Here is a 23,993-nt window from a genome sequence, read left to right as displayed (position 1 = left end):
ATTCATGAGTCTTCTGCTAGCCGWATCATTCGTAAAGTAGAAGACGTACTTATCGATTCAGGTAAGTTTGAATTGCCTAAAAAGTTGCCTAGTCGTGTCGATGAGGACATCAATTGGTCAGTCGTCATTGTCGATGCCACCGAAACCCCTATTGAGCGTCCAAAAAAAACCAAAGAGACTACTACAGCGGTAAGAAAAAACAACACACCTTAAAAGCGCAGGTTATCGTTCATTGGCAAACTGGTTTGATACTTGATGTGCAAACCTGTAAAGGGTCAATCCACGATTTTAAGCTGTATAAAGATACTTGTCCTGATTGGTTACCTGAGAATACTAACTATCTAGCAGACAGTGGTTATCAAGGGTTAGCAAAGCTACATAACCAAACTTTCACACCATTTAAGAAACCTCGTGGTGGTCAGTTATTGGAGATATGCAAACAGGCCAATCACTATCTCGCTAAGTTCCGTATTGTGGTTGAGCACAAAATAGGCTTAATCAAGTTGTTTAAAATCGTGGCTCATAAATATCGCAACCGTCGTCAGCGCTATGATCTTAGAATGAAGCTGTTTGCTGGTATCATTAATTCCGAGCTTAGACTATGACTTTTGCAAGAGGTCTACTGAAGGATTGCATAGCATAAAATCGAGGTAAGTCACTGATATCTAAAAATATAGATTAAATTACTACTACATAAATATTATCAAAATGTTGAAAAGATATAATTTTAATGATATAAGTTTTTTACTAAAATAATATAGTTGTAATACTATAATATCACGAGTGATAATATAATATTATCAAAAAGGACATTATAAGGCTCTTTATTATGATTATCGTCCCTCACAAATAAAGTATGATAATCGCTCATATTTTAATAAGAATATTAGGTCTTTATCTGAAAGACAGGTGAGATGGGTGCAGGAATATTTAGCTTCTAATAAGAGCGTCAGCTTCTCTAATATTGGTGCAACTGATCGGTACCAAGCATTAATAAACGCACTAGCGCAGCATGAGAATTTTAGAGAACTTGTAGATGAGTCTTATTCAAAAATGTTACATAGCTTAATACCTGAGGTGCATTTTAAATGGGTTTCAGATAGTTTAAGAGCGCAGATCTTTGCTCTGCATATTTTATCATCAGAGTATGGGTATAATTTTGACCAAAATAGTCATGACCTAATGAATGAATTGTATTATTTTTTTGACGATAAAAATAATACAACGTATATAGATAATAAAATAATTTTACTAAACAATATAAAGAAAAGATGGCATGTTGTTTTTGAGAAGGATAATTATTCTAAATGGCTGGCTGAAAATAATAAAGAACAGATAGAATGGACTCGAGATTATTTAAGAAAGGATGGTAGGTACAATTATTTAGGAAGAGATACAAGTTTGCACGAAGAAATAAGAAGTCATATTTTAGCTGCCTTAGACATTGTGGACTTTCCAATTAATGACAAAGAAATTGAAAGTTATGTTCAGTCTGATCGTAAAGAACGAATTATTGATAAGATGAAGCGCGCTTGGAGCCAACAAAAATATCGTGATGCGGGTAAGACAAAAAAGCCATATCATCTACCACTGACAAAAAAAACCAAAGCTAGATTAGAGAAGATGGCACAGGTGCAAGGACTGTCAGAGACAGCCACGCTTGATATATTAATAAATCGATTTTATGAGCTCGATTATGTCGATGTTGATGGCAAAGATTTATACTAGGCCTTATCAATATAACCTTGCAGCTCATCAGCTGTGATACCTTGCTCTAATAGCGCTTTGATCAGATCTTGTTTATTAGCATTCCGTAATGAATCTGGCTGATTACTTGCAAGCGATTGCTCAATTTCCTGCCTAGCAGTTCGAAAATCTACTACCTCACCTTTATCTCTTAGCAAATCTAAAAAGTCAGCCCAGACCTGCATAATCTTACGGCGTTCTTCTAAATGCTGCGCGTGGTTATAAACCGCGCGAATGCTGCTTTTTTTATCATGTGCCAATTGCTTCTCGATCGCGTCACCCATATAGCCAAGCTCGTTTAGATTGGTTGAGGCGATATGACGAAAGCCGTGACCTGTTTGTTTGCCTGCGTAGCCTAAGATATCGAGTGCGTTATTGATAAACTCCTCACTGTAGGGCTGATGCATGCCTGTATGATAGAACACATATTCATATTGCCCCGTGATGGCTTTCATCTCTTCTAGCACTGCGAGCATTTGATCGGATAGTGGCACGACGTGCTTACGCGCAATCTTAAGGTTATCGATATCAACACGCCATAAGCGGTTGGCAAAATCGATGTGTGACCATTTCATCATACGCAGCTCAATAGTGCGGCAAAATGGATAAGCTAAAAACTTCATACCCAATCGGGTTTGGTTATGACCATGATAACCCTCGATAGCTTGAAGAAGAGCAGGTAGCTCATGGATATCCACGTGCTTCATATGCTGGCTTTTGGCTTTGGGGTAGAGTTCCTTTAGATCATCGATTGGATTTTGCTCAATGATGCGTTCGCGTTTGGCACGTCTTAAGACATTAGCAACCAAATCAATGGTTCGTCTGGTCACCTCACGTGGCGGCTCACCGTTTTTGTTCACACGCGTTTCGATCTCATCTGCCATCGATCGACAATCTTCAAAGCTTACATCTTTTAGTGCCATGCCTTCAAAGTGGGGCAACACGTCTTTATGCATCCGGTTATAGTCTTGCTGATAGGTACGCGGCTTAACGTTGCGCTTGCGCTCAGCGAGCCAGTCTAAGGCGTAGTCATTAAATTTCTGCGCGTGGATGTTAGCAAGCTTGTCTTGACGCTTTTTATTTTTTGGGTCGATACCATCAGCGAGCAGCGCTTTAATCTCAGTATTGGCTTGTCTAGCTTCAGCAAGCGACATGATGGGGTAAGTACCAAGTGTGAGCCGTGTCTGCTTACCATCGAAGCGATAGGCGCTTATCCATGTCTTTGTGCCAGTATTGCGTACTAATAGCTGTAAGCCTTGCTGATCACTGTATTTGTCAGGACGTGAAGGTGTGCATTTCTCACTAGGTTTAAGCTTGCGTATCTTACTATCGCTTAACATGTTGGTCTATTCCCTATGGCTACAAGCTATATGAATCAACAAATACAACAAGTACGTTGGTCTAATGCTGAATCATAAAGCCTAAATGTTGGTCTTTTTGAGGTCTAATGAAATCATAGACCAACAGATAGACCAACACAAGCCATGGGATAGGTGGGTTATGTTCGGATAGATTAGGAAAACGTTAGACATAAAAAAACGCTAGACGCGTTATATTTAAAGGGTTTAAGATGTATATAGGATAGTTTAGGACAAGCTGGGAAAACTAAGATTTTATAAGATTGGCGGTGAAGGAGGGATTCGAACCCTCGATACGCTATGAACGTATACACACTTTCCAGGCGTGCGGTTTCAGCCACTCACCCACTTCACCGTTTAGACAGACCGCATTTGCACGATACTGATTTTTGACTGGCTAAGTATAGCGGATACCATTTAAAAAGTCACGACTTACGCCTTATCTTTCTTTATTGATGGACGCCTGCTAGGATACGCATACGAAATAACAAGTATAGACGATTGAGAGTTGCATGATAAGAGTTGGTGGGTATCAAGGTATTTTGAACAACAGCATAATGGCGGTATTTGCTATTGTAGTAGGGCTATCATCAGCGCAGGCAGATGACCTTACTCAGTGTAGTCAATCTTTTTATGGCGGGGTTTATCCAGAGTTTACCAATACCAAGCTTGATAAGAATACTCAAGCCTTGTGTATGGACGGGTTTGCCGTTATGTACTCGGGCGTGTCACGGACACCATTGTGGTCAGCTGAGCATCTAGACCGCCGCCGCTTGCAGCAAGCAAAAACCATCGACCGCGAAGACAGCTTTCATGAGGAGAGCCGTCTACCTAAGTCTATGCGTGCCTCGTTGTCTGATTATTCAGGCTCAGGCTATGATCGTGGGCATCTAGCGCCCAATGCCAATATGGCCACTCGCAGTCAGCAATATGATAGTTTTAGTCTGGCGAATATCGCCCCGCAGTCACCGCGTAACAATCGCTATATCTGGCGTAATATCGAGTCTGCTACCCGCTACTTAACCCAGCAGTATGGCGAAGTCTATACCATCACGGGCGTGGCTTTTACGGGCAAAAAGACCAAACAGCTTGCCAAGCGCGTATTGGTACCCAGCCATTTTTTCAAGGCCGTCTATATTCCAGCGACCAATCAAGCAGGGGTGTATTACGCGCCCAATGATGAGTCAGAGCGCATAGAGGTCATTAGTGTAGATGAGCTAACGGCTAAAGTCGGCATTGATGTTTTGCCGGTGCTCGATCGCCAGACCAAAGCGCAAGCGTTTGCACTGCCACTAAAGGCAGGTGATAGCGCCGACTTGCCTGATCAGCCAGTAGAGGAACCGACATGGCTGCTGTTTGTTTTGGCCATTATTGAGTGGCTACTGACTCAATTACAGGCTTAACGCGCTTTTAGTGATATCTCAATGTGCTGACATGCATGATTGAATTACTATAAAAAGGATGACAAAATGATTGAACCCTTTGCCAATAACCACCAAAGCATGCAAATTGGAGAGCTGGTCATCGAAAATCAGCAGGACAAAATCACGATTTATGGCGATATCGATGTGACCTTCGATGCGGCAGGGCATCATCAGGCTCAGCAGCTACACGAGCTGACAACCAAAATTATGCAAGCTTTTGATAATGGTTTGCCTTATAGTAATAACGAGGCAAAGTCAAAAGAAAATGATGACCAATCGGACAAAAATATCGACAACCCTTTCCTGTAACTCTTTGATATGGTTTTGGTTTTATAGAAATAATAAAGTACAAAAAAATTACTAGGCAAACAGATAAAATTGCTTATAATGGGTCAAGACATCGCTTATGTCGCTCAAATCTTTGAACAAAAGCTTGTGAGCAATCGCGATAACGACCATCAAACGCCACATATTAACTCACGATGTGCGGCGTTGATGAGTAAAATCGCAGCGCTTATATAAAAGATTCTAGCAAAGGATGAGCATAGAACAGCAGAAACATCACGTTTCGAGTAATCATTGTTTGATTAATCATTGTATGAAGGGAGTCACTCTATGAAACTATTTACAAAAACCGCTTTAGCAGCTGCCGGTATCAGTATGGCGACCATGGCGTTTGCCGCTGATCCATTACACAATACAACATGGCAGACGTATGACGACGGTAAGCCAAAAGGCACGGTAAAAATTACCGAGTCTAACGGGGTGCTGACCGGTAAGCTCATTGCAACGAACTCCGCCAAAGGCAAAAAACACGTCGGCATGACTGTCATCAAAGGCCTAAAAGCTGACGGTGGTGGTAAATATAGCGGTGGTACGATCACTGACCCAGAAAAGGGTAAAGACTATCGCATGACAGCCAGTTTAAATGGCAATACTCTAAAGCTAAAAGGCTATATCGGTCCATTCTCACGTAGCCAAGAGTGGAAAAAGAAATAAACTATACGCGTTATATTAAGCGTTAGAACACAAAAATCCCGCCAAACCGAGAGGTCTGGCGGGATTTTTGATGGGGCATCTCTTTAATACAGTCGGTGAAAGTACGCTAGATGAAGAGGCACTGGATTAAGAAACGCTAGGTTGTGCCTTATATCACAAACTCAGGATACGCTTCCATGCCACACTCTGCGATATCTGCGCCTTCGTATTCATCCTCTTCAGAGATGCGTAGACCTATGATCAGCTTGATCAGTGCCCAAACGATTAGGCTTGCGACAAACACCCAGACAAAGATCGTCGCCGCGCCTGCAATTTGACCCAAAAAAGTCGCTGCAGGATTGGTAATAGGCACGAGAAGTAAACCAAACAGACCCACGACGCCGTGTACCGATATTGCACCCACTGGGTCATCTATTTTTAGTTTATCGAGTGCCAAGATAGACAAGACCACGATAACCCCAGCGATCAGCCCAAAGAGCGTGGCTTGTAAGGCAGAAGGGGTCGATGGTTCGGCAGTGATGGCGACCAGCCCAGCGAGTGCGCCGTTTAAGAGCATGGTCAAATCCGCTTTACCAAAGATCAAACGTGCCAGCAGCAATGCTCCGATAGCGCCGCCTGCGGCTGCGGCGTTGGTGTTCAAAAACACCATGGCCACAGAGTTGGCACTGGCGATGTCGCCCAGCTTGAGGACGGAGCCGCCATTAAACCCAAACCAGCCCATCCACAGTATCAAAGTCCCAAGGGCGGCCAGTGGCAGGTTGGCCCCCGGTATCGCCCGTATTTCACCTTTTGGTCCGTACTTGCCTTTGCGCGCACCTAGTAGTAGTACGCCTGCCAATGCCGCCGCCGCTCCTGCCATATGCACAATACCTGAGCCAGCAAAATCAGAGAACCCCAAGTCGCCAAGGTTATATAAACCAAACACATCGTTGCCGCCCCATGTCCAGCTGCCTTCTAATGGATAAATCAGCCCTGTCATGACCACTGCAAACAACAAAAACGACCATAGCTTCATACGCTCAGCCACCGCGCCTGAGACGATAGACATACAGGTCGCCACAAACACCACTTGAAAGAAAAAGTCAGAGGCTGCAGAGTAGACAGAGTCACCGCCAAATCCGTTTTCGCTAGAGGCAGCTAGCGCATCGGCGACCAAGGCGTCGCCACCTGCGATACCGCTCAAAAACCACTCGCCGCCATACATAATGGCATAACCGCAAATCATATACATGGTACAGGCGGTGGCGAATAGAGTGATGTTTTTGGTTAAAATCTCAACGGTGTTTTTGGAGCGGACCAGCCCTGCTTCTAGCATGGTAAAACCCGCTGCCATCCACATGACGAGCGCGCCACACATTAAAAAATAGAACGTATCAAGTGCGTACTGAAGCTCAAAGATTTGGTTTTGCATGTTAATTCCCCCTTGAATTGATGCAATATAGAGCGTTAGGTAGGACTTACAAATCAGCGTTTGTAAGTAGGTCGTGCGCTTTAGATAGCGTCAGGACCCGTCTCGCCCGTACGAATACGAATGACTTGCTCGAGTGCTGTGACAAAGATTTTGCCGTCACCGATCTTACCTGTGCTCGCGATGCGGGTGATGGCTTCGATAGCAGGCTCGACCATCTCGTCAATAACAGCCACTTCGACTTTTACTTTAGGTAAAAAGTCCACCACGTATTCTGCGCCGCGATAGAGCTCTGTGTGGCCTTTTTGGCGACCGAACCCTTTAACTTCAGTGACTGTGACGCCTTTGACACCGATGTCAGAAAGCGCTTCACGCACATCATCGAGCTTAAACGGTTTTAAGATCGCAGTGATTAGCTTCATAAAAAATTCCTTATTTGTGTGATGCCGCAGGTTGAGAGAAGTTGTGGTGCATCTCATCGTAGTCATGCTTGATATAGGTCATTCAAGAACTGTGCCAAACCTACTCAAGGGGGGAGGTAGGAGTGGGCTTATTGGTACAAAAATCACCAGTATCATGACACACATCACGCACTATAACGCCGCGATTATACTTATCGTCATGCGTCATACCGCGTCAATCAACCTTTGGCGTTAAGCCTATGAAAACTTTATTATAACCAACTTTCTAGGTGCTTGGGGAGGCTATCGATTTATTTCATGTGACGATTTGCTAAGCGGTTTTTATAAATAATAAAAACAAAAAGGGATACCTATCATCACTATATAAGGGATGAGGTATAGGGGATGAGGTCAAAAAACGCGCCGAGCATAAACACATTACTCAGCGCTGGTAAGATAAGAGAATCAGGCGGCAGACGGTGTGGCGTATAGTCTTTGGGATAGCTCTTATGCTTTAGGAAAAAGCAGATAAGGGGTTTGGGTGCTGACCAGTAATTTTTCCGTATCGCTGCCTTGCAATAGCTCACGTAAGCGCGACTGCCCAAATGCCCCTGACATCAACAGGCCAATGTCATTTTCGGTTTGATAATAATTGAGGGCTGCTGTCACGTCGCGGCAATCGAGTAACGCCTTTTTCGACTTGATGCCCGCTTGCTTGAGGCGTGCGTAAGCTTCGCGCAGCGCATCGCAGTTTTCAGAGTTTTCTTTGCCCACCATCACGATGTGGACGGTTAGGGCGCGAATAAGCGGCGTTTTACAGAGCCAATTGAGCATTTTATGACAAGTGGGACTGTTGTCGAAGGCAAATAGCGCCGTTGTAGGGGGCAAAAATGGTGCATGAGTCACCAAAATGGGGCAAAGACTGACTCTGATGAGTCGGCTCAAAGTCGATTTGCAAGTGACATGATGACCGATGACGATCAATTGCGCTTTGTCATCGACATAATCGATACTTTCACTGAGGTTTTCGTGCCGATGCAACGTATAGGTTTTGAGTTTTTGTCGTTGCTGCTCGCAGTAGGTGGTGGCTTGATGCAACAGCAGCTTGCCTTGGGCTTTTAATTCACAGTTGCTTAGATGTTCTTTATTGGTAAATTGCTCAAGCAAAGTATTTTCGTCGTCGATATTTAGGCAGCCAGAGTAGTTTACCGCGGCTTTTTGTTGCAAGCTTGGCACCGAGTGCAAGAGGCCGATAGGCGCCTGCAGGCGAGTCGCTGCCCACATACTGGCTTCCAACACGGCTTGCACGTGATCAGGACAGTCCAAGCAGGCAATCACACTATCTGGTTTTAAATTACTCATAAGACCACCACATCATTCCGACAATAAAAAGACAGCTGCTTGGCGAAAAGCTGGGCAATGTGACTGATGCCCAACTCTCTCAACCAACGCAGCTGTTTATTAAACTATATATTCAATTATCTACTGGTAATGCATTAATCCAGTAAGCCAATGTCTCGGCGATCGTGGATAGAAAAACGGTCAATCAGGGTTCGGCTTGCATTATTGAGTCCCACCACTTTGACATCAATGCCTTCTCGTTGCAAGCGCATGACCAGCTTGTCCAAAGTGTCCACGGCGCTGACGTCCCAAAAGTGCGCTTGGCTGACGTCAATCTCGATACTATCTAGGGCTTCTTTGGTATCAAAGCTGTGCAAAAACTGCGTGGTCGAGGCAAAAAATACCTGCCCTTGCACATAGTAATAACGCGTGTTGCTACGCTCATCGTACTCACTAAAGATGGTTAAGAATTGACCAATCTTATTGGCAAAGGCCAAGGCAGAGAGCAGGACACCGACACCGACACCGTACGCCAGATTGTGCGTAAAGACTGTGGTCACGACCGTGGCTAGCATGACGATGTTAAATGACATCGGATGCGTTTTAAACTCACGAATAGACTGCCAATTAAAGGTGCCAATCGACACCATAATCATCACCGCCACCAGTGCGGCCATTGGGATTTGACTGACCCAGTCGCTCAAAAACACCACTAAGATGAGCAGCACCACACCGGCAATCAAGGTCGACAAGCGCGTCCGACCGCCAGATTTGACGTTGATCATCGACTGACCAATCATCGCACAGCCGGCCATACCGCCAAAAAACCCTGACACCACGTTGGCCATCCCTTGACCACGGCATTCTTTGTTTTTATCACTTGGCGTATCTGTCAGCTCATCCACGATGGTCGCCGTCATCATAGACTCTAGCAAACCTACGATGGCAAGCGCGATAGAGTAAGGCGCGATGATCAGTAAAGTATTGAGGTTTAGAGGGATGTCTGGCAACAAAAACATCGGCAGCGAATCTGGCAGATCACCCATGCTGCCGACGTTACGAATATCAAGGTTCATATACATCGCCACCGCCGTCAGGCCCACGATACAGATAAGCGGCGATGGGATCACCCGTCCGATTTTCGGAATCAGCGGAAACAAGTAAATAATCGCAAGGCCCGCTGCGGTCATGATGTAGACCGTCATCCCGACGCGCTCAGTCATTGGATTTAGCTCAGGGAGCTGGGCGGCAAAGATGAGTATCGCCAAGGCGTTGACAAAGCCAATCACCACCGAGCGCGAGACAAAGCGCATCAAATTACCCAGCTTTAAAATACCCATCACAATCTGAATGCCGCCGCACAGTAAAGTCGCGGCCAGTAGATACTGTAAACCATGCTCGGCGACCAAGTCGACCATCACCAGTGCCATCGCGCCTGTCGCCGCCGAAATCATACCTGGACGACCACCGACAAAACTGATCACCACCGCGATACAAAACGAGGCATACAAGCCGACCTTTGGATCGACCCCAGCGATGATAGAAAAGGCAATGGCTTCAGGAATTAAGGCGAGGGCAACGACCAGACCTGATAACACATCACCACGAACATTGGAAAACCACTCGTCACGTAAGTTATCAATAAAAGATGTCATAAGTAAACTGCATAGGGTTAGAGGCAAAAAAAGTAATCATCCATAAAATGATCGCGTCGCTATAAAATAGCGGTTCATCTTTTTTTACCACAACATGCGCCTTGTCATGTTGTGGTATTGAATTATCAGAGGTCAATCATCAACACATCGATGGGTTTATTGATGGGTATCACAAATACACTCACCAATAATAACTATGATGATAAATCCTATCAGATTGCCTAAAAAATAGTATTTAAAATGGGTGCTTAAAGTAGTGTATATAAAATAGCACCTACAATAACGTATAGAGTCAGCAATGAGATGCTGCAATAGAAGGTGATAAAACGCTGCCCAACAAGCACAGTAGTTTGATTTTGATAGCAAGGTAGCCTACAGTCGCCGCAAATCAAAAGTGACTGAGGGGCAAATAGCACGCAAACGCTAACAACATGCTACACTAAAATGCCAAGCTCAAGACTTAGAGTAAGACTTAGCAAAAACCCTGTGCTGACAGATCAGGGCGGCTATTATAGCATTAGACCCTGAATATAAAAACAGGCGCATAATAGCATAAAGTCATAAAAAATCAGTACCGAAATCTGAACGATACCGTTATCATGATTGTTATCTTGACGGTAGCGCCTAACGCTTGATACAGCAGCATAGTTAATGCTATGCCCGTCGCTTCAGCCACTATATAGAGCCTCTTTTATTCGTCTTATCCTGTATCTTAGCCATATTACCCATCGTTTGCTTGTTTAATTTTAATAGAAGGAATAGATATGACCACCAGTACTACAACAGAAGCCTTACTTCATAAAGGCAGTGGGTTACAAGTCGTGGTCGGTTTGGGGCAGTCGGGGCTGTCGGTGGCGCATTATTTGGTCAAGCAAGGCTATCAGGTCGCTGTCACCGATGCGCAAGCGGCGCCAGCGTTGGCAGCGAAGCTGCCAGAGGCCGTGACGACGCGTCAGTTTGGCGCGATTGACGCTGAGCTATTGCAGCAGGCGGCGCGTATCATTATCAGCCCAGGTATCGCCCTTAGCACGCCTGCGGTGGCGGCGGCGCGTCAAGCCCATATCCCAGTGGTCAGCGACATTCAATTATTTTGTGACGCCTGCCGTGTCCCTATCGTCGCGATTACAGGCTCTAATGCTAAAAGCACGGTAACCACTTTGGTTGGTCAGATGGCGGCAGATGCGGGCGTCAACGTCGGTGTCGGTGGCAATATCGGCGTACCGGCGCTGACGCTACTAGAAAATAGTGAAATGGCGCTGGCTGTACTTGAATTGTCGAGCTTTCAGTTAGAGACGGTCAGCAATCTGGGTGCGCAAGTAGCGACTGTGCTCAATATGTCGCCTGATCATCTCGATCGTCATGGCGATATGCTCGGCTACCATCAAGCCAAACATCGTATTTTTCAAGGCGCTAAGTCAGTGGTCATCAACCGCGAAGATGCGTTGACGCGACCACTGGTGGCTGATAACTTACCCAGAATCAGTACAGGTATTCATGCGCCTGACAAAGACCAATATGGGCTGATTGTCGATTCCGATGGGCAGACTTATTTGGCGCGTGGTACACAAAAACTACTGTCGGCAGACAAACTGTTGATTAAAGGTCGGCATAATTTGCTCAACGCGCAAGCGGCGCTGGCGTTAGGCGAGCTGGCGGGGTTGCCGCTGGCGAGTATGCTGACGACTTTGCAGCAGTTCACAGGTCTTGAGCATCGCTGTGAATACGTGGCAAGCGTGGCTGGTATCGATTATTTTAATGACTCAAAAGGCACCAATATCGGCTCGACCATAGCAGCCATCGAAGGGCTTGGCGCTGTCTATGCGCCAAAAGATGGCAAGCTGCTGCTGGTATTAGGCGGGCAGGGCAAGGGGCAGGCGTTTGGTGAGCTGACGCCTTTTATCAATCAGTACGTCAGCCAGGTTTTGTTTATTGGCGAAGATGCACCGCTGATAGAGCAGCATTTGCGCGCGGCTAAGATCAGTCATGACGTAACGCTACATCAGTGCCAAACGCTAGAAAACGCCTTTGCCACCATCTTGCAAGTGACCTCAAGCAGTCTCTCGCAAGTACAGGCTGTGCTGTTGTCGCCTGCGTGTGCCAGCTTTGATCAATACAGCGGCTATGCCGCGCGCGGTGAGCATTTTAGTCAATTGGTCCATCAGTTAGCAAGCGAGTCGGCAGAGACAGCGACCCCTTAGTGGTATGAGTGGCTATCTGGCATTCTATGCCGGCAGCTGGTGGATGGGCAAGGCGCACAGGTGTTTTTTGATAAATGATTGTTTTGCTTATAGATTGCTGCTACTGTCTTTTATAGCCAGCCTACTAATCAAGCGTAGAGATGACTGTGTCATTGCTTGAGTAATGGTTAATCGCGCCGATGGTCGATGATGGTCAGTCGTTGTTTGTCTTAGCCTTAGCCTTAGCCTCAGGTTTGTTTGTTGGTATGTGTTTTTTTAAACGGTGGCGTTGTATAGACGCCGTGTTTTTCGTTCGTTAGTGTATATAAAATTATGGCGCTCTCTTCTCTTTTTCGTTCTTCGTCCCAACCAAAGACAGCCACTGGCGCTGATGGTATTTTATCGATGCCGTCAGCGCGTGCTGTTTTGATAGCGAGCGTTGGCTGTATGCTGGTGCTCAGCTTGTTGATGGTCGCCTCTGCTTCTATCCCATTCGCCCTGAGCCGTGGTATGAGCGAGCTGTACTTTTTTAAAAACCAGCTGCTTTACATGACCATTGGACTTATCATCGCCGCCATCCCTTATTATGGGGTGTCTTTGCGGCGACTTTATAAGACAGAGACCCAGTTTATACTGCTGGGGGTTACCGGTTTGCTGCTCGTTGCTACCTTGTTTAGTACTCCGATTAACGGCTCAAAACGCTGGTTAAATTTGGGTGTCTTTAACTTTCAGGTGGCCGAGCTGGCAAAGCTTGTAATGATTGTCTTTGTCTCTGACTTTGTGGTACGCCGCTCGTTTGAAGTGCGCAATGGTTTAGATGGGTTTTTGCGCATTATGTTGGTGGTGGTGCTGATTACCATGCTCCTACTCTCACAGCCAGACTTTGGCTCGTTTGTCGTTATTTTAGGCACGATTTTTGCGATTTTTTATATCGCAGGTGCGCCTTACAAGCACTTTGTCGCACTGACTGCCGCTGCCATCGGTGGGGCTGTGTTGATGGTGACAACGGCGCAGTATCGCTTGGTGCGAGTGATGTCGTTTATGGATCCGTTCGATGATGTGCAAGATACCGACTATCAGTTGGCGCGCAGTTTGATTGCCTTTGGTCGTGGGCAGTTTACTGGCGTGGGCTATGGTGAGAGTGTACAAAAACTCTCGCATTTGCCTGAAGCGCATACCGATTTTTTATTGGCCATCACAGGTGAGGAGCTGGGTTTTGTCGGGGTGACGATGGTCTTGGTGCTTGAGGCGCTGATCATCGGTAGTGCGATGCGCATCAGTTACAACGCGCTAAAACGTCGACAGATGCGCATGAGCTATACCGCTTTTGGTATCGGTGTGGTGTTTATTGCGCAAACCATCATCAATGCGGCGATGAATATGGGAGCGATTCCGACCAAAGGCTTGACCATGCCGTTTTTTAGTTATGGTGGTTCATCTATGCTGATCAGCCTTGTGATGGTAGCGCTGCTGCTAAAAATCTACAAAGAAAGCCCTGAGATTGAAAAGAGTCAGTGCCGTTACTATTAAGCCCTAAACCAAACACCGTTACTATATTCCTAGGGCTTAACTGTATTGCAAAGTGATTAAAAAGCGTCGCTATTATGAGTGGCGCTTTTTGCTGTTGGTCTATTGTTTATTTACCAAGCTCAACTGCTGCTGGCCTTGTAGCGGCGCGTGGTCCCACTGTGCAGTCGCCTGCTTGAGCATCCGCGCAGGTGTGTCTATCTCGACACTCGGCTGCTGCAAAAGCTGTAATGCGGTCGCGATTAGCTGACTTGGGTCGCGGGTGTCTATTGGCTGCGCTAGGTTTTGTTTAGACAGCTTTTGCCCGTTTGGGCTGCAGATCAGCGGCAGATGATACCATCGGTCAATCGCGGGCAGGCGTGCTGCTTGCATGATGCTGATTTGGGCGGTGGTCATGGGCAGGATATCCAAACCGCGCATGATGTGCGTAACCCCCTGCAAGCCATCATCGAGACTGGCGGCCAAAATATAATTGATCATGCCGTCTTGTCGACGCACCACCATATCGCCCAAGGTCTGCTGCGGATTGTCCCACTGTTGTCCCTGAATACCATCATGAAACCCAATGAGATAATCGGGCAGCTGTATGCGTAGCTTGTGCCGTAGCCTATCTAATGCTTTGGTGACACAGCGCCGCGGATAGCGTTTTCTGTTTGGCAGCACAGTCAGCTGTGTCGCAGTATCTGTATGGGCAGGGATTTGATCTTGCTGCGCCCAATATTGCTCTAGGTCTTTACGTGAGCACTGACAGCCGTAGGTCAGTGGCCGTAGGGTCGAGGCCAGATACTCATTATAGATATCGATGCGCTCAGATTGATACACCACATCACCATCCCAGTGTAACCCCAGCACTTCTAGGTCGATCAAGATCTGCTCAGTAAACTGCCGATCGCAGCGCTCTGTATCTGTGTCTTCAATACGCAATAACCACTTACCGCCAAGTGATTTTATATGGCAGTAGCTGGCAAGGGCGGTGGTCAGTGAGCCAAGATGTAGCTCGCCGGTTGGGGAGGGGGCAAATCGGCCGATAGGCGGTGTGGGTATGGAGGTCGTGGGCATAGGCATTTATAGGATAATTAAAATAAACGATGACAGGTTAAGGGACGCCGTTATCGCGGACTAGGTCATATAGGATACTGTATCTGCTGGCCAAAAGATGTTTATAAAACGCAACAAGCGACCACATGATGGTCGCTTGTGCTGAGATAATGCTATTGATTTGTTATCTCTCGGATTTATATGCCTATGCGCCTTGGTTTTGGCGCTCTTTGATTTCTGAGAGAGTCTTACAGTCGATGCACTGGGTCGCGGTTGGACGCGCTTCGAGACGACGCAAGCCAATCTCTACGCCGCAGGTTTCACAAAAGCCATAGTCGTCATTTTCGATTTCTGCCATGGATTTGTCGATTTTGCGAATGAGCTTACGCTCACGGTCACGCGTACGCAGCGCCAAAGCAAACTCTTCTTCTTGAGTGGCGCGATCATTGATATCTGGCATGGCGCTTGACTCATCTTGAATATAAGTCTTGGTACGGTCTGCCTCACCAATCAATTGGTTTTTCCAGTCCAATAAAATCGCCTTAAAGTGCGCCAATTGCGCATCAGACATATACTCTTCGCCTTCGGCTGGCACATAAGGAGTAAACTTCACTTCACTCGGATTCGTGGTCAGGGTGCTCATATGGGTATCCTACTTTTTCAAATTAATTCAATAAAACGACGCATCAAAAGACAAGACGTTATCAATTTATAAACGCTATAAGTTGTCCCTTTATAAAACGTTTTACCACTTGGTAACACAAGTAACACAGCTGATCTAATAATAAAGTTGTCTCGATATGACGACAGCGACATATCAGTACCCCAGTATATGGTTATGTATATTTTTATTTAAATACCTTGATGCAAATACCTCAGTGTAAATAGGGTAATTGGCCTACTGGTCGCTAAACAATATAACAAAACACGGACTATGAATACTTAGCGTGTGGTCAGGTTAGCCATCCTAGCTATTATAATTTTGTCTAATCTCGGCTATAGGTTATCTTTATATTTTAATCATCATCTGGTTTGATAAGTTGTATCACTGTTTTTCATAATAATGAAGCAGTTTTTATCATTGTTGGTGTTTTAATGGAGTCAGACATCACCTATCTAAGCCAGCAATATCGGCAAGAAGTCCGATACATCAGGGCTGCATCACGCTCGCCGCGATAAATCTGGGCGTCAAGTATCCAGTCTTTCTACCCAGCTTGCAACCTCTCCATTGTTGGCTAATTGCAACCAACGGTAACCCGGCTGGGCACGTTTATCATAGGCAAAGTCATTTGCAAAAGGTTTGAACTGATAGCAGGTAGAAGGGGTGCTATATACCGTGACCCCTTGATAATAGCGTACTTGCTCTTGATGAGTATGACCGCTGATGATTACTTTTAAGTGCGTAAACGCACTCATCTGCTGCCAAAAATCCTCGCTGTTTTTTGCCATATGGGTATCGATCCAGTCAGAATCGACAGGAATCAGATGGTGATGGACGGCAATGAGCGCAGGCTTGCTACAGTGGCTGAGCTGCTGACATAGCCAATCGATATCGCTTGGCGCGATCTCACCTGAAACCTTGCCTGCGATGGATGAGTCCAAAAACAACAACTGCCAATGAGCAGACTCAATCACATGCCGACTGAGCAAACGCGGGTCAGCTGGTTTGGCCACCAGCTCACGCTGAAAAAACGGCAAATCATAGCCCAGCTCATCGGTCACATCATGGTTGCCGGCGATACAAGCAAAAGGAATGCCAGTCGCTTGTAGGACGGCAAAAATATGATCGTAGATATCAGGTTTTACTCGGTTGACCAAATCGCCCGTCACCACAATCAAATCGCAGCGAATATCATCGTTTAATGCTTGCGCCAGTACCGTCTCAAAGCTGTGCTGACACAAAACAGCGTCACCGCTACGATCGTCTGTGCTCTTGTTGACAGGCGTTGATAGGTGCAAATCCGTGATTTGTAAAATATTGAGTTGTTCATCAGGTGGGCAAAGCGTGTTGACAGGATAGCTTGGCATTGGGGCGCTCCCTCATCGACTCAAAACAATCAAAGTTGCCAGAACGACTATGGATAAACAATGGTGATTTGGCATGGCTGATGCCAGCCCTATTAAAGCAAGTTTATAACATAAAGTGAATGAAAGCTCTAGCAATATTGATGAAATAAAGTTGGATAACATCAAGGTAAAACTTGTTTATAACCCAGTGGTTACCTAGTGCCGGCGCTCTGCTGACCAAAACCTAAGCGTTTTTAATTTGCTAAAAAACAACGCAATAAAAAACAAAATCGCTAATATCAAAACAATAGCAAGACCGGTCTGGATGTCCAGCCAAATACTGCCCCACACGCCCAGCGTGACGCCAACCTGAGCGATCAGTAAAGACATGAGGACCATTTGCTTGGGCGAAGATGCCCATAAGCGTGCACTCAAGGCTGGCAGTACCAAAAGGCCACTGATCAGTAGGCTACCCACCGCCTGCAAGGCAATGGCACAAAACCCTGCCAATACCCCCATAAAAAATAACCGCTGGCGCGCAGGATTGATACCTTGAATCCGTGCCAAGGCCTCATGAGTGGCCAGCTTGATTTGCGCAGGCCATATATAGATAAGCAGTCCTAAACCCACCAGTACACTGGTGGCAAGCAGCGGCAGATCAGCCCAATCCAGCTCAAGTAAATTACCGAACAAAAACCCCAGTACATTGGCTTGCTGGTCGGTCAGCTGAGTCAATGTCAGTAGTCCCAAGCACAGCAGCGACACCGCGACGACGGCCAGTACTGCATCGACAGGCAAGCGTTCATCATCGATAAGGACCAGTCCTAAGACCACCGCGATACTAATGATAGCAATCCCAACGCCCATAGGTAATTGCCACCACACTGCCAAAGCAACGCCAAGCAGCGTACCATGCGCCAGTGCATCGGCAAAAAAAGCCATGCGTCGCCACAATACCAGACACCCCAGAGGCGCTGAGAGCAACGCTAAAATACTACCTGCAATCCAAGCCGGGGCAATGATGGCTAACCAAGCGCTCATAAAAGATATCCGTAACAGTTTTTAGTTTGCATTAACGCTGTGTTTTTAAGGCAGTCATCAACGTGTTTGAGTGCATGTATTATAATTCGCTGGGAGCATGATGCTCGCAAGCATGCGGCTGATGCACATACGGTTGCTCATAGTGGTGACCAAACAGCTTTTGAAACTCACTACTAATCGCAAGCTCGCTTGGCTGACCTTCACAGCAGATATGCTTGTTGAGACAAATCACCCGCCGGCTGCCTTTCATCACCCAATGTAAATCATGTGACACCACGAGCATGGCGCAGCGCAAAAACGCTGGTAGCTCATCAATAAACTGATACAGCCAAACCTCAGTATCAGGATCAAGCCCTTGCATCGGCTCATCTAAAATCAACAAGTTGGGTTTGTCCAGCAGTGCCCGCGCCAACAACACGCGCTGCGTCTCACCACCTGACAAATGCAGCATCTGCCGTGACAGCAGATGCGTCAAAGACAAGTTGTCAAAAATAAATTGTCGCTGCTTGGCCGTTAGGCGTTTTTTGTCCGCTTGTGCCAACAAATCACAGACGCGTAATGGCAGTATCGGCGGCACGGCAAAGCGCTGCGGGACATAACCTAGCTGTAGAGGCTGGTGAGCGGTGATTTGCCCTTTGGTCGGCTCAAGCAAGCCTAAAATAAGCTTGACCAAAGTCGACTTGCCCGCGCCATTGGGCCCAATGAGGCTAAGTGTTTCATCGACAGCAATATCGATATCGATATTCGACAGTAGACGCTGCTGACCAATATGAAAACTGATGTCACTCAAGCTCAGTAGCTTTTTACGATCAAGTGTTGTATCAGTCGTAGTGGTAGATGTAAACGGTGACATAAGCGCGCTCATAGGGCAAGGACTCAAGGTAAGATAAACGATGGATGATAAATCAACGAGCAAATAATAAACCGTCGGTATTACTGACAGGCTTGGCAGCGACCACTCAGCTCAATGACACTACGCTCCACCACAAACCCCACATCTTTTTCAGCAAAGCTCATCATCTCTTGTACCGGTACGCTACTGCATTCTTGTACCCGCTGACACTGGGCACAGATCAAAAACGCCGCCGTATGCTGAGCGCGAGGATGACAGCAGGGCACGTAGGCGTTGATAGAGGTAAGCTGGTGAATCAAGCCCTCACCGAGTAAAAACTCCAAGCTGCGATATACCGTGGGTGGTGCCACATTTTTTGTCGTTTTTTGCGCCGACACGTCATCAGCTTCATCAGGTCCGACTAGTCGCATTTGCTGCAACTGGGTGATCAGATCATACGCGCCGACGGGTTGGTTGGCTTCGAGTACCAGCTGGTATATCTGCTGCCGTAACGGCGTAAAACGCGCACCACTGAGTCGGCACTGCTCCTTTGCTGCGCGCAGGCGCTCAGTCACATCATGCGGCGTAAAGTCTTGCACATCATGCAAGTGATCGCAGACTGACAAACTCGTAGACATGAGGAAAACTCCTAAAAATTACGTAGCATTTTAGCAATGGCGTTTTCTATTGTTATATTATAACATAATAAAATAAAATTACCGAGCAACCAAAATATTGAATAAGCAAGTAAATTGACCTGCCACTGTCAAAGGGTGATCTGATGGGGATGATCGAGCTGGGGTGATAGCAACCACAAAACGATATGTCCGATGCCCAGCATCTATATTTGCTTAACTTTTTACCAACTATATACCAAAGAGCTGACTATGAATCCAATGTTTTATGATTATTTGCGTGTCTATCCGATTTTGCAGCGTCTGCTAGCATCGCTACTGCTATGGTTGGGGCTGGCCTGTGTGAGCGCGCATGCAGCCACCGTCAGCGTCAGCAACTATCCGCTGTTTTTATTGAGTGAGGCGGTGACCGAAGGCGCGCCGTCTGCCAAGCGGCTGCTACAAGCCGGCGAAGTCGGGCATCATGGCAGTATCAGCCCTGGTGATATCAAGGCAATACGCGACAGTAAGTTTGTGGTTTGGTTTGGTGAGCCGCTAGAAAACAACTTGGCCTCAAGCTTAAAGACAGCGCCTAATGCCATTGCCTTATTTGAGTTTGATGCCTTTAATCGTCATCCGCTACGTGATGTCCAAGGCAAACCCATCGCTGGCACGCTAGACCCTCATATCTGGCTCGAGCCTGATAATGCCAAAGCCATCACTCGTGCCTTGGCTGTTATCCATAGCCATGCCAATCCGCAATATAAAAACCTTTATCATGCCAATGCACAAAAATTCGCCCAGCGTTTAGACAGTGCGGTGGCCGCCGCCAGCTTTGATAGCACAAAAACTCCCTCACCCTACTGGGCTTATCATGATGCGTATCAATATATCGAAGACAGCATCAATTTACAGCTTGTTGGTAGCTTGAGTGTCGATCACCACTTAGCACCAAAAGCCAGTCAATTACGCCGGTTAAATGAGCAGCGCCCAACCAAGCGAATGTGCTTGGTCAGTCCAAATGCACCTGCCAAAGGCTTGCTGGCCAAATTACAGCCCGTCAGTACCACAGTACAAGCAGAAGACATGAGTAACAGCACAGACTTTATCAGTGGCTGGCAAACGATGGCGCAGCAAATCCATCAGTGTATCGATAAATAAGCGCAATTAAGCGCAATAACGCTTAAGTATCTGACTGACGTGCATGATTGACGGCTATTATACAAATGCCACAGTATTTTTTAAGGCATCTGATTTTAAGCTATCTGAAAAATAGTCGATCGACGATAAGATAAACACAGGAGCATGCTGGCATAGCGCCACTCCCTTTATTTAGGATGAATGATAACGGGCACAGGCTTGCCGCTCTTGATGGCAGCCATGAGCAGTGATTGGGGTAGGGGAGGGATAAAAGGTAGATTTTGCTTGCTTAACGGCTGCAGCCTCCTTATAATAAGTGGCGTTTTATTTTGGTTAAAAGGTAACACCTGTAGAGTGAGTCATTCACGGATAAAGAGGTCGCAAGTATTTTTGCTGCCTTATCCCAATGCTATAAGGCTATAGGCGTACCATGACCAAACCTGCCAAACGCACCCAAAAAGACAAGATTGGTATTTATATCAAACGCCAAGCCTGGCTGTTATTTATCTTGATCATTGCCGCTTGGATGATAGATATAAGCTGGCTACATAGTCAGCTTATCATCGCAAAGAGCACCGCAATCGGTGCACTACTGAGCTTTATTACACAGGCTGTATTTGCTTTTTTTGTTTTTTGGTACACCGGATATCGCGCGCGCAGACACATTGTCAGCCAGCTATATCGAGGTCAGATGGCCAAATGGCTATTGACTGTGTTTGGTTTTGCACTAATTTTTATTACCGTACAACCCCTATCTGCGCCAGCGCTGTTTATCGGTTTTATGGTAATGCAAATTAGTCACAGTTGGATGTTGTGGCACATACGCTAGTGCTGGTAGCTCATGATGGTATCGATTATGATCTATCTGCGATGGTTACTGATTAAATAGTACTAGGCAAGTCACCCTGCCGTCCAATTTCTCTATGACTGATTCTATAAAGTCAAAAAATGACATGTGCTTTATTTCTATTGATATGATTTTTATCGATAGGAATATAAAGATAGCGATATAGGCGACGAAGATTCATTGATAAGCGCAAAATGACGATTAAAACAACACAACGTCTCAATAAGCTTTGGGTTTAGTATTAAATATTTCTACCCAGCAAATGAAGCAAACCTATACGACTAAAGGTCAGTGGCCGCTAACTTATTCATACGGCGGATAAAAAAGTCATAATTGACTTTACACGAATACAACGCTGCATTAATATAGGCAGCTAAATATTTTGCTTATAAGCGCCGAATTGAGCGATAGCTACAAAAATGTGGCAGTAAGCAAGCACATATATAATAATTTTGCGTATACATGCAAGGGCTATTACTGAATTATCATAAGCCCTTTTTTGATAGCTAAAATTTAACTTACGCCATCAAACATCGCATCGTAATAGAACTATGGGTTGGATGTTATTGGTTACATGAGTGCTTTGGTTTGTTCTATATATTTGCTTAATCGCAACATACATAGAAAGACCACACCTCATCAGATGACAACCATATTTTTGGTAGTTGATTAAATCGTTGATTAATAAGAAGCTTACATTATGGCATCCGAGCAAACATCATCAGAATATATCTCTCACCACTTAACGAATTGGACGTACGGTTATCTGCCGGGCGAGGGCTGGAAAGTTGCTTATACTGCTGAAGAAGCAGGGCAAATGGGCTTTAACGCTATCCATCTTGATTCTATGCTATGGTCAATTGGTCTGGGTATTTTATTTTGTGCCATCTTTTGGATGGTTGCCAAAAAAGTCACCTCAGGCGTGCCAAGCAAGACGCAAGCTGCGGTTGAGATGATCGTTGAGTTTGTTGATAACAACGTGCGCGATTCATACAGTGGTACGTCAAAACTAATTGCGCCTTTGGCGTTGACTATTTTTGTCTGGATCTTCTTGATGAACTTGATGGATCTATTGCCTATCGACTTTATTCCAAGTCTGGCAGGGCAGATCGGCGCTATGATGGGCCATGATCCACATCATGTGTTCTTCAAGATTGTTCCAACGACTGATCCTAATATCACGCTTGGCATGTCATTCTCTGTCTTTTTGCTAATTCTTTTTTATAGCATCAAAGAGAAAGGCGTGGGCGGCTTTATTGGTGAGCTAACGCTGCATCCATTTAGTGCCAAGAATCCTATCTTACAAATTATTTTAATCCCCATCAACTTCATCTTAGAAGCCGTTACTCTAATTGCAAAGCCTGTCTCATTAGGTTTGCGTTTATTCGGTAACATGTATGCTGGGGAATTGATTTTCATACTGATTGCTCTAATGCCGTTTTGGATTCAATGGGCGTTATCGGTACCGTGGGCTATCTTCCACATTTTGATTATTACACTTCAAGCGTTCGTATTTATGATGCTCACGATAGTTTACTTGTCGCTTGCATCATCAACTGAACATTAATTAGACATTCAATAGGTAAATGAGGATACATCAATGGATCCAGTATTAGGTGGTTACACAGTTATCGCAGTAGCGCTACTTATCGGTCTTGGCGCACTTGGTACAGGTATTGGCTTTGCTATTCTAGGTGGCAAGTTCTTAGAAGGTGTTGCACGCCAGCCAGAGCTTGGCTCTCAGTTGCAAACTCGTATGTTCATCGTAGCAGGTCTTCTTGATGCTATTCCGATGATCGGTGTTGGTATTGCTATGCTGTTGTTGTTCGCTAACCCTCTAGCAGGTTAATCCGAAAGCTCAGTTGTAAATGTTTGGTATTCAAAGATTTATTATCCAATATAGTCAAGATTTGACTGCCAAACATGATCAATGAAACTGATTTTTCATTAACAAAGAGGTGATCACGTGAATATCAATTTTACCCTCGTCGGTCAAGCCATTGCTTTTGCAATATTTGTGATTTTTTGCATGAAATTCGTGTGGCCACCACTTATCGGGGCCATTAATGAGCGTCAGCGTAAAATCGCTGAAGGCTTGAATGCCGCAGAAAAAGCAAAAGCAGACTTGGCGACCGCAGAGCAAGATGTCCAGCAGGAGCTTGATCTTGCGAAGACTAAAGCCGCGGCTTTAATCGAGCAAGCCAACAAGAGTGCCAACCAGCTTGTCGAAGATGCAAAAGCGCAAGCGCAAGCAGAAGGTGAGCGCATTCGCCAACAAGCACAAGCATCTATCGACCAAGAAATCAATCAAGCGCGTGAATCATTACGTGCGCAAGTTGCTGAACTGGCTGTACTTGGTGCTGAGAAGATTTTGCAAGACAAAGTCGATGAGCAAAAACATGCCAGTATGTTAGACCAACTGGCGGCGAAGCTGTAAT

General features: G+C 45.8%; 22 protein-coding genes, 1 tRNA gene and 2 pseudogenes. 13 read left to right on the top strand and 12 right to left on the bottom strand.

The genetic code is table 11. From position 1 onward, the window contains the following. The 3 genes and pseudogenes from CAP50_RS12055 to CAP50_RS12045 form a co-directional block, all read left to right on the top strand. A pseudogene (locus tag CAP50_RS12055) lies at nucleotides 1–213 on the top strand (IS5/IS1182 family transposase); the annotation flags it as partial. An 8-nt stretch (nucleotides 214–221) separates the two neighbouring features. Next, a pseudogene (locus CAP50_RS12965) lies at nucleotides 222–605 on the top strand (transposase family protein); the annotation flags it as partial. Between the two features lie 313 nt (nucleotides 606–918). After that, nucleotides 919–1,728 (top strand): hypothetical protein, encoded by an 810-nt coding sequence (locus CAP50_RS12045; protein WP_075101861.1) that lies wholly within the window; start codon nucleotides 919–921, stop codon nucleotides 1,726–1,728. On the opposite strand, the gene CAP50_RS12040 is transcribed toward CAP50_RS12045, so the two are convergent. Together CAP50_RS12040 and CAP50_RS12035 are read right to left on the bottom strand one after the other, a co-directional pair. Next, a complete protein-coding gene (locus tag CAP50_RS12040; protein ID WP_075101862.1) occupies nucleotides 1,725–3,086 on the bottom strand; it encodes a tyrosine-type recombinase/integrase in 1,362 nt (453 codons plus the stop codon). The genes CAP50_RS12045 and CAP50_RS12040 overlap by 4 nt on opposite strands. A 282-nt stretch (nucleotides 3,087–3,368) precedes the next feature. Beyond that, a tRNA-Ser gene (locus CAP50_RS12035) sits at nucleotides 3,369–3,459 on the bottom strand. A gap of 157 nt (nucleotides 3,460–3,616) precedes the next feature. On the opposite strand from CAP50_RS12035, the gene CAP50_RS12030 reads away from it, so the two are divergent. The 3 genes from CAP50_RS12030 to CAP50_RS12020 all read left to right on the top strand — a co-directional run bounded on the left by CAP50_RS12030 (nucleotide 3,617) and on the right by CAP50_RS12020 (nucleotide 5,527). Beyond that, a complete protein-coding gene (locus tag CAP50_RS12030; RefSeq protein WP_075101863.1) occupies nucleotides 3,617–4,507 on the top strand; it encodes a DNA/RNA non-specific endonuclease in 891 nt (296 codons plus the stop codon). Nucleotides 4,508–4,573: 66 nt separating this feature from the next. Then, nucleotides 4,574–4,837: a hypothetical protein gene (locus CAP50_RS12025; RefSeq protein WP_075101864.1), complete on the top strand. Its 264-nt coding sequence runs from the start codon at nucleotides 4,574–4,576 to the stop codon at nucleotides 4,835–4,837. Nucleotides 4,838–5,143: 306 nt separating this feature from the next. After that, nucleotides 5,144–5,527 carry a DUF2147 domain-containing protein gene (locus tag CAP50_RS12020; RefSeq protein WP_075101865.1) on the top strand — a complete coding sequence of 128 codons (384 nt, stop codon included), beginning with the start codon at nucleotides 5,144–5,146 and terminating at the stop codon, nucleotides 5,525–5,527. A gap of 148 nt (nucleotides 5,528–5,675) precedes the next feature. On the opposite strand, the gene CAP50_RS12015 is transcribed toward CAP50_RS12020, so the two are convergent. The 4 genes from CAP50_RS12015 to CAP50_RS12000 form a co-directional block, all read right to left on the bottom strand. Beyond that, nucleotides 5,676–6,938 carry an ammonium transporter gene (locus CAP50_RS12015; RefSeq protein ID WP_075101866.1) on the bottom strand — a complete coding sequence of 421 codons (1,263 nt, stop codon included), beginning with the start codon at nucleotides 6,936–6,938 and terminating at the stop codon, nucleotides 5,676–5,678. A gap of 80 nt (nucleotides 6,939–7,018) precedes the next feature. Next, complete coding sequence (locus tag CAP50_RS12010) at nucleotides 7,019–7,357, bottom strand: P-II family nitrogen regulator (RefSeq protein WP_010197981.1); 339 nt, start codon at nucleotides 7,355–7,357, stop codon at nucleotides 7,019–7,021. Nucleotides 7,358–7,843: 486 nt separating this feature from the next. Then, complete coding sequence (locus tag CAP50_RS12005; protein ID WP_075101867.1) at nucleotides 7,844–8,698, bottom strand: universal stress protein; 855 nt, start codon at nucleotides 8,696–8,698, stop codon at nucleotides 7,844–7,846. 134 nt (nucleotides 8,699–8,832) lie between these two features. Beyond that, the gene (locus tag CAP50_RS12000; protein WP_075101868.1) at nucleotides 8,833–10,332 is read right to left on the bottom strand and encodes a SulP family inorganic anion transporter; all 1,500 of its coding nucleotides are present in this window, start codon (nucleotides 10,330–10,332) and stop codon (nucleotides 8,833–8,835) included. Nucleotides 10,333–11,096: 764 nt separating this feature from the next. On the opposite strand from CAP50_RS12000, the gene murD reads away from it, so the two are divergent. Both murD and ftsW read left to right on the top strand, forming a co-directional pair. Next, a complete protein-coding gene (gene murD, locus CAP50_RS11995; protein WP_075101869.1) occupies nucleotides 11,097–12,530 on the top strand; it encodes a UDP-N-acetylmuramoyl-L-alanine--D-glutamate ligase in 1,434 nt (477 codons plus the stop codon). Nucleotides 12,531–12,842: 312 nt separating this feature from the next. Next, entirely contained in the window at nucleotides 12,843–14,039 is a 1,197-nt protein-coding gene (gene ftsW, locus CAP50_RS11990) for a putative lipid II flippase FtsW (protein ID WP_172953132.1), read from the top strand. Between the two features lie 99 nt (nucleotides 14,040–14,138). Here the strand turns inward: ftsW and gluQRS are convergent, their stop codons facing one another. The 6 genes from gluQRS to CAP50_RS11960 form a co-directional block, all read right to left on the bottom strand. Further along, a complete protein-coding gene (gene gluQRS / locus CAP50_RS11985) occupies nucleotides 14,139–15,095 on the bottom strand; it encodes a tRNA glutamyl-Q(34) synthetase GluQRS (RefSeq protein ID WP_083608589.1) in 957 nt (318 codons plus the stop codon). 184 nt (nucleotides 15,096–15,279) lie between these two features. Continuing rightward, entirely contained in the window at nucleotides 15,280–15,717 is a 438-nt protein-coding gene (gene dksA, locus CAP50_RS11980; RefSeq protein ID WP_075101871.1) for an RNA polymerase-binding protein DksA, read from the bottom strand. A gap of 545 nt (nucleotides 15,718–16,262) precedes the next feature. Beyond that, a complete protein-coding gene (locus tag CAP50_RS11975) occupies nucleotides 16,263–17,102 on the bottom strand; it encodes a metallophosphoesterase (protein ID WP_075101872.1) in 840 nt (279 codons plus the stop codon). A gap of 195 nt (nucleotides 17,103–17,297) precedes the next feature. Next, nucleotides 17,298–18,122 (bottom strand): metal ABC transporter permease, encoded by an 825-nt coding sequence (locus CAP50_RS11970; protein ID WP_075101873.1) that lies wholly within the window; start codon nucleotides 18,120–18,122, stop codon nucleotides 17,298–17,300. 79 nt (nucleotides 18,123–18,201) lie between these two features. Further along, on the bottom strand, nucleotides 18,202–18,975 hold the full coding sequence (locus CAP50_RS11965; RefSeq protein WP_075101874.1) for a metal ABC transporter ATP-binding protein: 774 nt from the start codon (nucleotides 18,973–18,975) through the stop codon (nucleotides 18,202–18,204). A gap of 80 nt (nucleotides 18,976–19,055) precedes the next feature. Beyond that, nucleotides 19,056–19,592: a Fur family transcriptional regulator gene (locus CAP50_RS11960; RefSeq protein ID WP_075101875.1), complete on the bottom strand. Its 537-nt coding sequence runs from the start codon at nucleotides 19,590–19,592 to the stop codon at nucleotides 19,056–19,058. A 249-nt stretch (nucleotides 19,593–19,841) separates the two neighbouring features. Between CAP50_RS11960 and CAP50_RS11955 the strand changes: the two genes are divergently transcribed. The 5 genes from CAP50_RS11955 to CAP50_RS11935 all read left to right on the top strand — a co-directional run bounded on the left by CAP50_RS11955 (nucleotide 19,842) and on the right by CAP50_RS11935 (nucleotide 23,992). Then, nucleotides 19,842–20,729 carry a metal ABC transporter solute-binding protein, Zn/Mn family gene (locus CAP50_RS11955; RefSeq protein ID WP_075101968.1) on the top strand — a complete coding sequence of 296 codons (888 nt, stop codon included), beginning with the start codon at nucleotides 19,842–19,844 and terminating at the stop codon, nucleotides 20,727–20,729. 409 nt (nucleotides 20,730–21,138) lie between these two features. Beyond that, entirely contained in the window at nucleotides 21,139–21,537 is a 399-nt protein-coding gene (locus CAP50_RS11950) for an ATP synthase subunit I (protein WP_075101876.1), read from the top strand. Between the two features lie 718 nt (nucleotides 21,538–22,255). Further along, complete coding sequence (atpB, locus tag CAP50_RS11945) at nucleotides 22,256–23,122, top strand: F0F1 ATP synthase subunit A (RefSeq protein ID WP_075101877.1); 867 nt, start codon at nucleotides 22,256–22,258, stop codon at nucleotides 23,120–23,122. A 33-nt stretch (nucleotides 23,123–23,155) separates the two neighbouring features. Beyond that, on the top strand, nucleotides 23,156–23,404 hold the full coding sequence (gene atpE / locus CAP50_RS11940) for a F0F1 ATP synthase subunit C (protein ID WP_010197960.1): 249 nt from the start codon (nucleotides 23,156–23,158) through the stop codon (nucleotides 23,402–23,404). A 117-nt stretch (nucleotides 23,405–23,521) separates the two neighbouring features. After that, complete coding sequence (locus CAP50_RS11935) at nucleotides 23,522–23,992, top strand: F0F1 ATP synthase subunit B (protein ID WP_075101878.1); 471 nt, start codon at nucleotides 23,522–23,524, stop codon at nucleotides 23,990–23,992. The last annotated feature ends 1 nt before the right edge of the window (nucleotide 23,993 follow it).

Origin of the sequence: Psychrobacter sp. L7 (assembly GCF_002810365.1) — a bacterium.
Lineage (GTDB): Bacteria > Pseudomonadota > Gammaproteobacteria > Pseudomonadales > Moraxellaceae > Psychrobacter > Psychrobacter celer.
The sequence above is the reverse complement of the archived record's forward strand: the minus strand, read 5'-3'. Positions and strand labels throughout refer to the sequence as shown.

Bases quoted from the DNA above. Each gene is read 5' to 3' on its own strand.
- CAP50_RS11960 (WP_075101875.1), bottom strand. From the start codon at position 19,592: ATGTCTACGAGTTTGTCAGTCTGCGATCACTTGCATGATGTGCAAGAC.
- CAP50_RS12020 (WP_075101865.1), top strand. From the start codon at position 5,144: ATGAAACTATTTACAAAAACCGCTTTAGCAGCTGCCGGTATCAGTATG.
- CAP50_RS11975 (WP_075101872.1), bottom strand. From the start codon at position 17,102: ATGCCAAGCTATCCTGTCAACACGCTTTGCCCACCTGATGAACAACTC.
- CAP50_RS12010 (WP_010197981.1), bottom strand. From the start codon at position 7,357: ATGAAGCTAATCACTGCGATCTTAAAACCGTTTAAGCTCGATGATGTG.
- CAP50_RS11970 (WP_075101873.1), bottom strand. From the start codon at position 18,122: ATGAGCGCTTGGTTAGCCATCATTGCCCCGGCTTGGATTGCAGGTAGT.
- ftsW (WP_172953132.1), top strand. From the start codon at position 12,843: ATGGCGCTCTCTTCTCTTTTTCGTTCTTCGTCCCAACCAAAGACAGCC.
- CAP50_RS12030 (WP_075101863.1), top strand. From the start codon at position 3,617: ATGATAAGAGTTGGTGGGTATCAAGGTATTTTGAACAACAGCATAATG.
- dksA (WP_075101871.1), bottom strand. From the start codon at position 15,717: ATGAGCACCCTGACCACGAATCCGAGTGAAGTGAAGTTTACTCCTTAT.
- CAP50_RS12015 (WP_075101866.1), bottom strand. From the start codon at position 6,938: ATGCAAAACCAAATCTTTGAGCTTCAGTACGCACTTGATACGTTCTAT.
- CAP50_RS12040 (WP_075101862.1), bottom strand. From the start codon at position 3,086: ATGTTAAGCGATAGTAAGATACGCAAGCTTAAACCTAGTGAGAAATGC.
- CAP50_RS12000 (WP_075101868.1), bottom strand. From the start codon at position 10,332: ATGACATCTTTTATTGATAACTTACGTGACGAGTGGTTTTCCAATGTT.
- murD (WP_075101869.1), top strand. From the start codon at position 11,097: ATGACCACCAGTACTACAACAGAAGCCTTACTTCATAAAGGCAGTGGG.
- atpE (WP_010197960.1), top strand. From the start codon at position 23,156: ATGGATCCAGTATTAGGTGGTTACACAGTTATCGCAGTAGCGCTACTT.
- atpB (WP_075101877.1), top strand. From the start codon at position 22,256: ATGGCATCCGAGCAAACATCATCAGAATATATCTCTCACCACTTAACG.
- CAP50_RS12005 (WP_075101867.1), bottom strand. From the start codon at position 8,698: ATGAGTAATTTAAAACCAGATAGTGTGATTGCCTGCTTGGACTGTCCT.
- gluQRS (WP_083608589.1), bottom strand. From the start codon at position 15,095: ATGCCCACGACCTCCATACCCACACCGCCTATCGGCCGATTTGCCCCC.
- CAP50_RS12025 (WP_075101864.1), top strand. From the start codon at position 4,574: ATGATTGAACCCTTTGCCAATAACCACCAAAGCATGCAAATTGGAGAG.
- CAP50_RS11950 (WP_075101876.1), top strand. From the start codon at position 21,139: ATGACCAAACCTGCCAAACGCACCCAAAAAGACAAGATTGGTATTTAT.
- CAP50_RS11955 (WP_075101968.1), top strand. From the start codon at position 19,842: ATGAATCCAATGTTTTATGATTATTTGCGTGTCTATCCGATTTTGCAG.
- CAP50_RS11965 (WP_075101874.1), bottom strand. From the start codon at position 18,975: ATGTCACCGTTTACATCTACCACTACGACTGATACAACACTTGATCGT.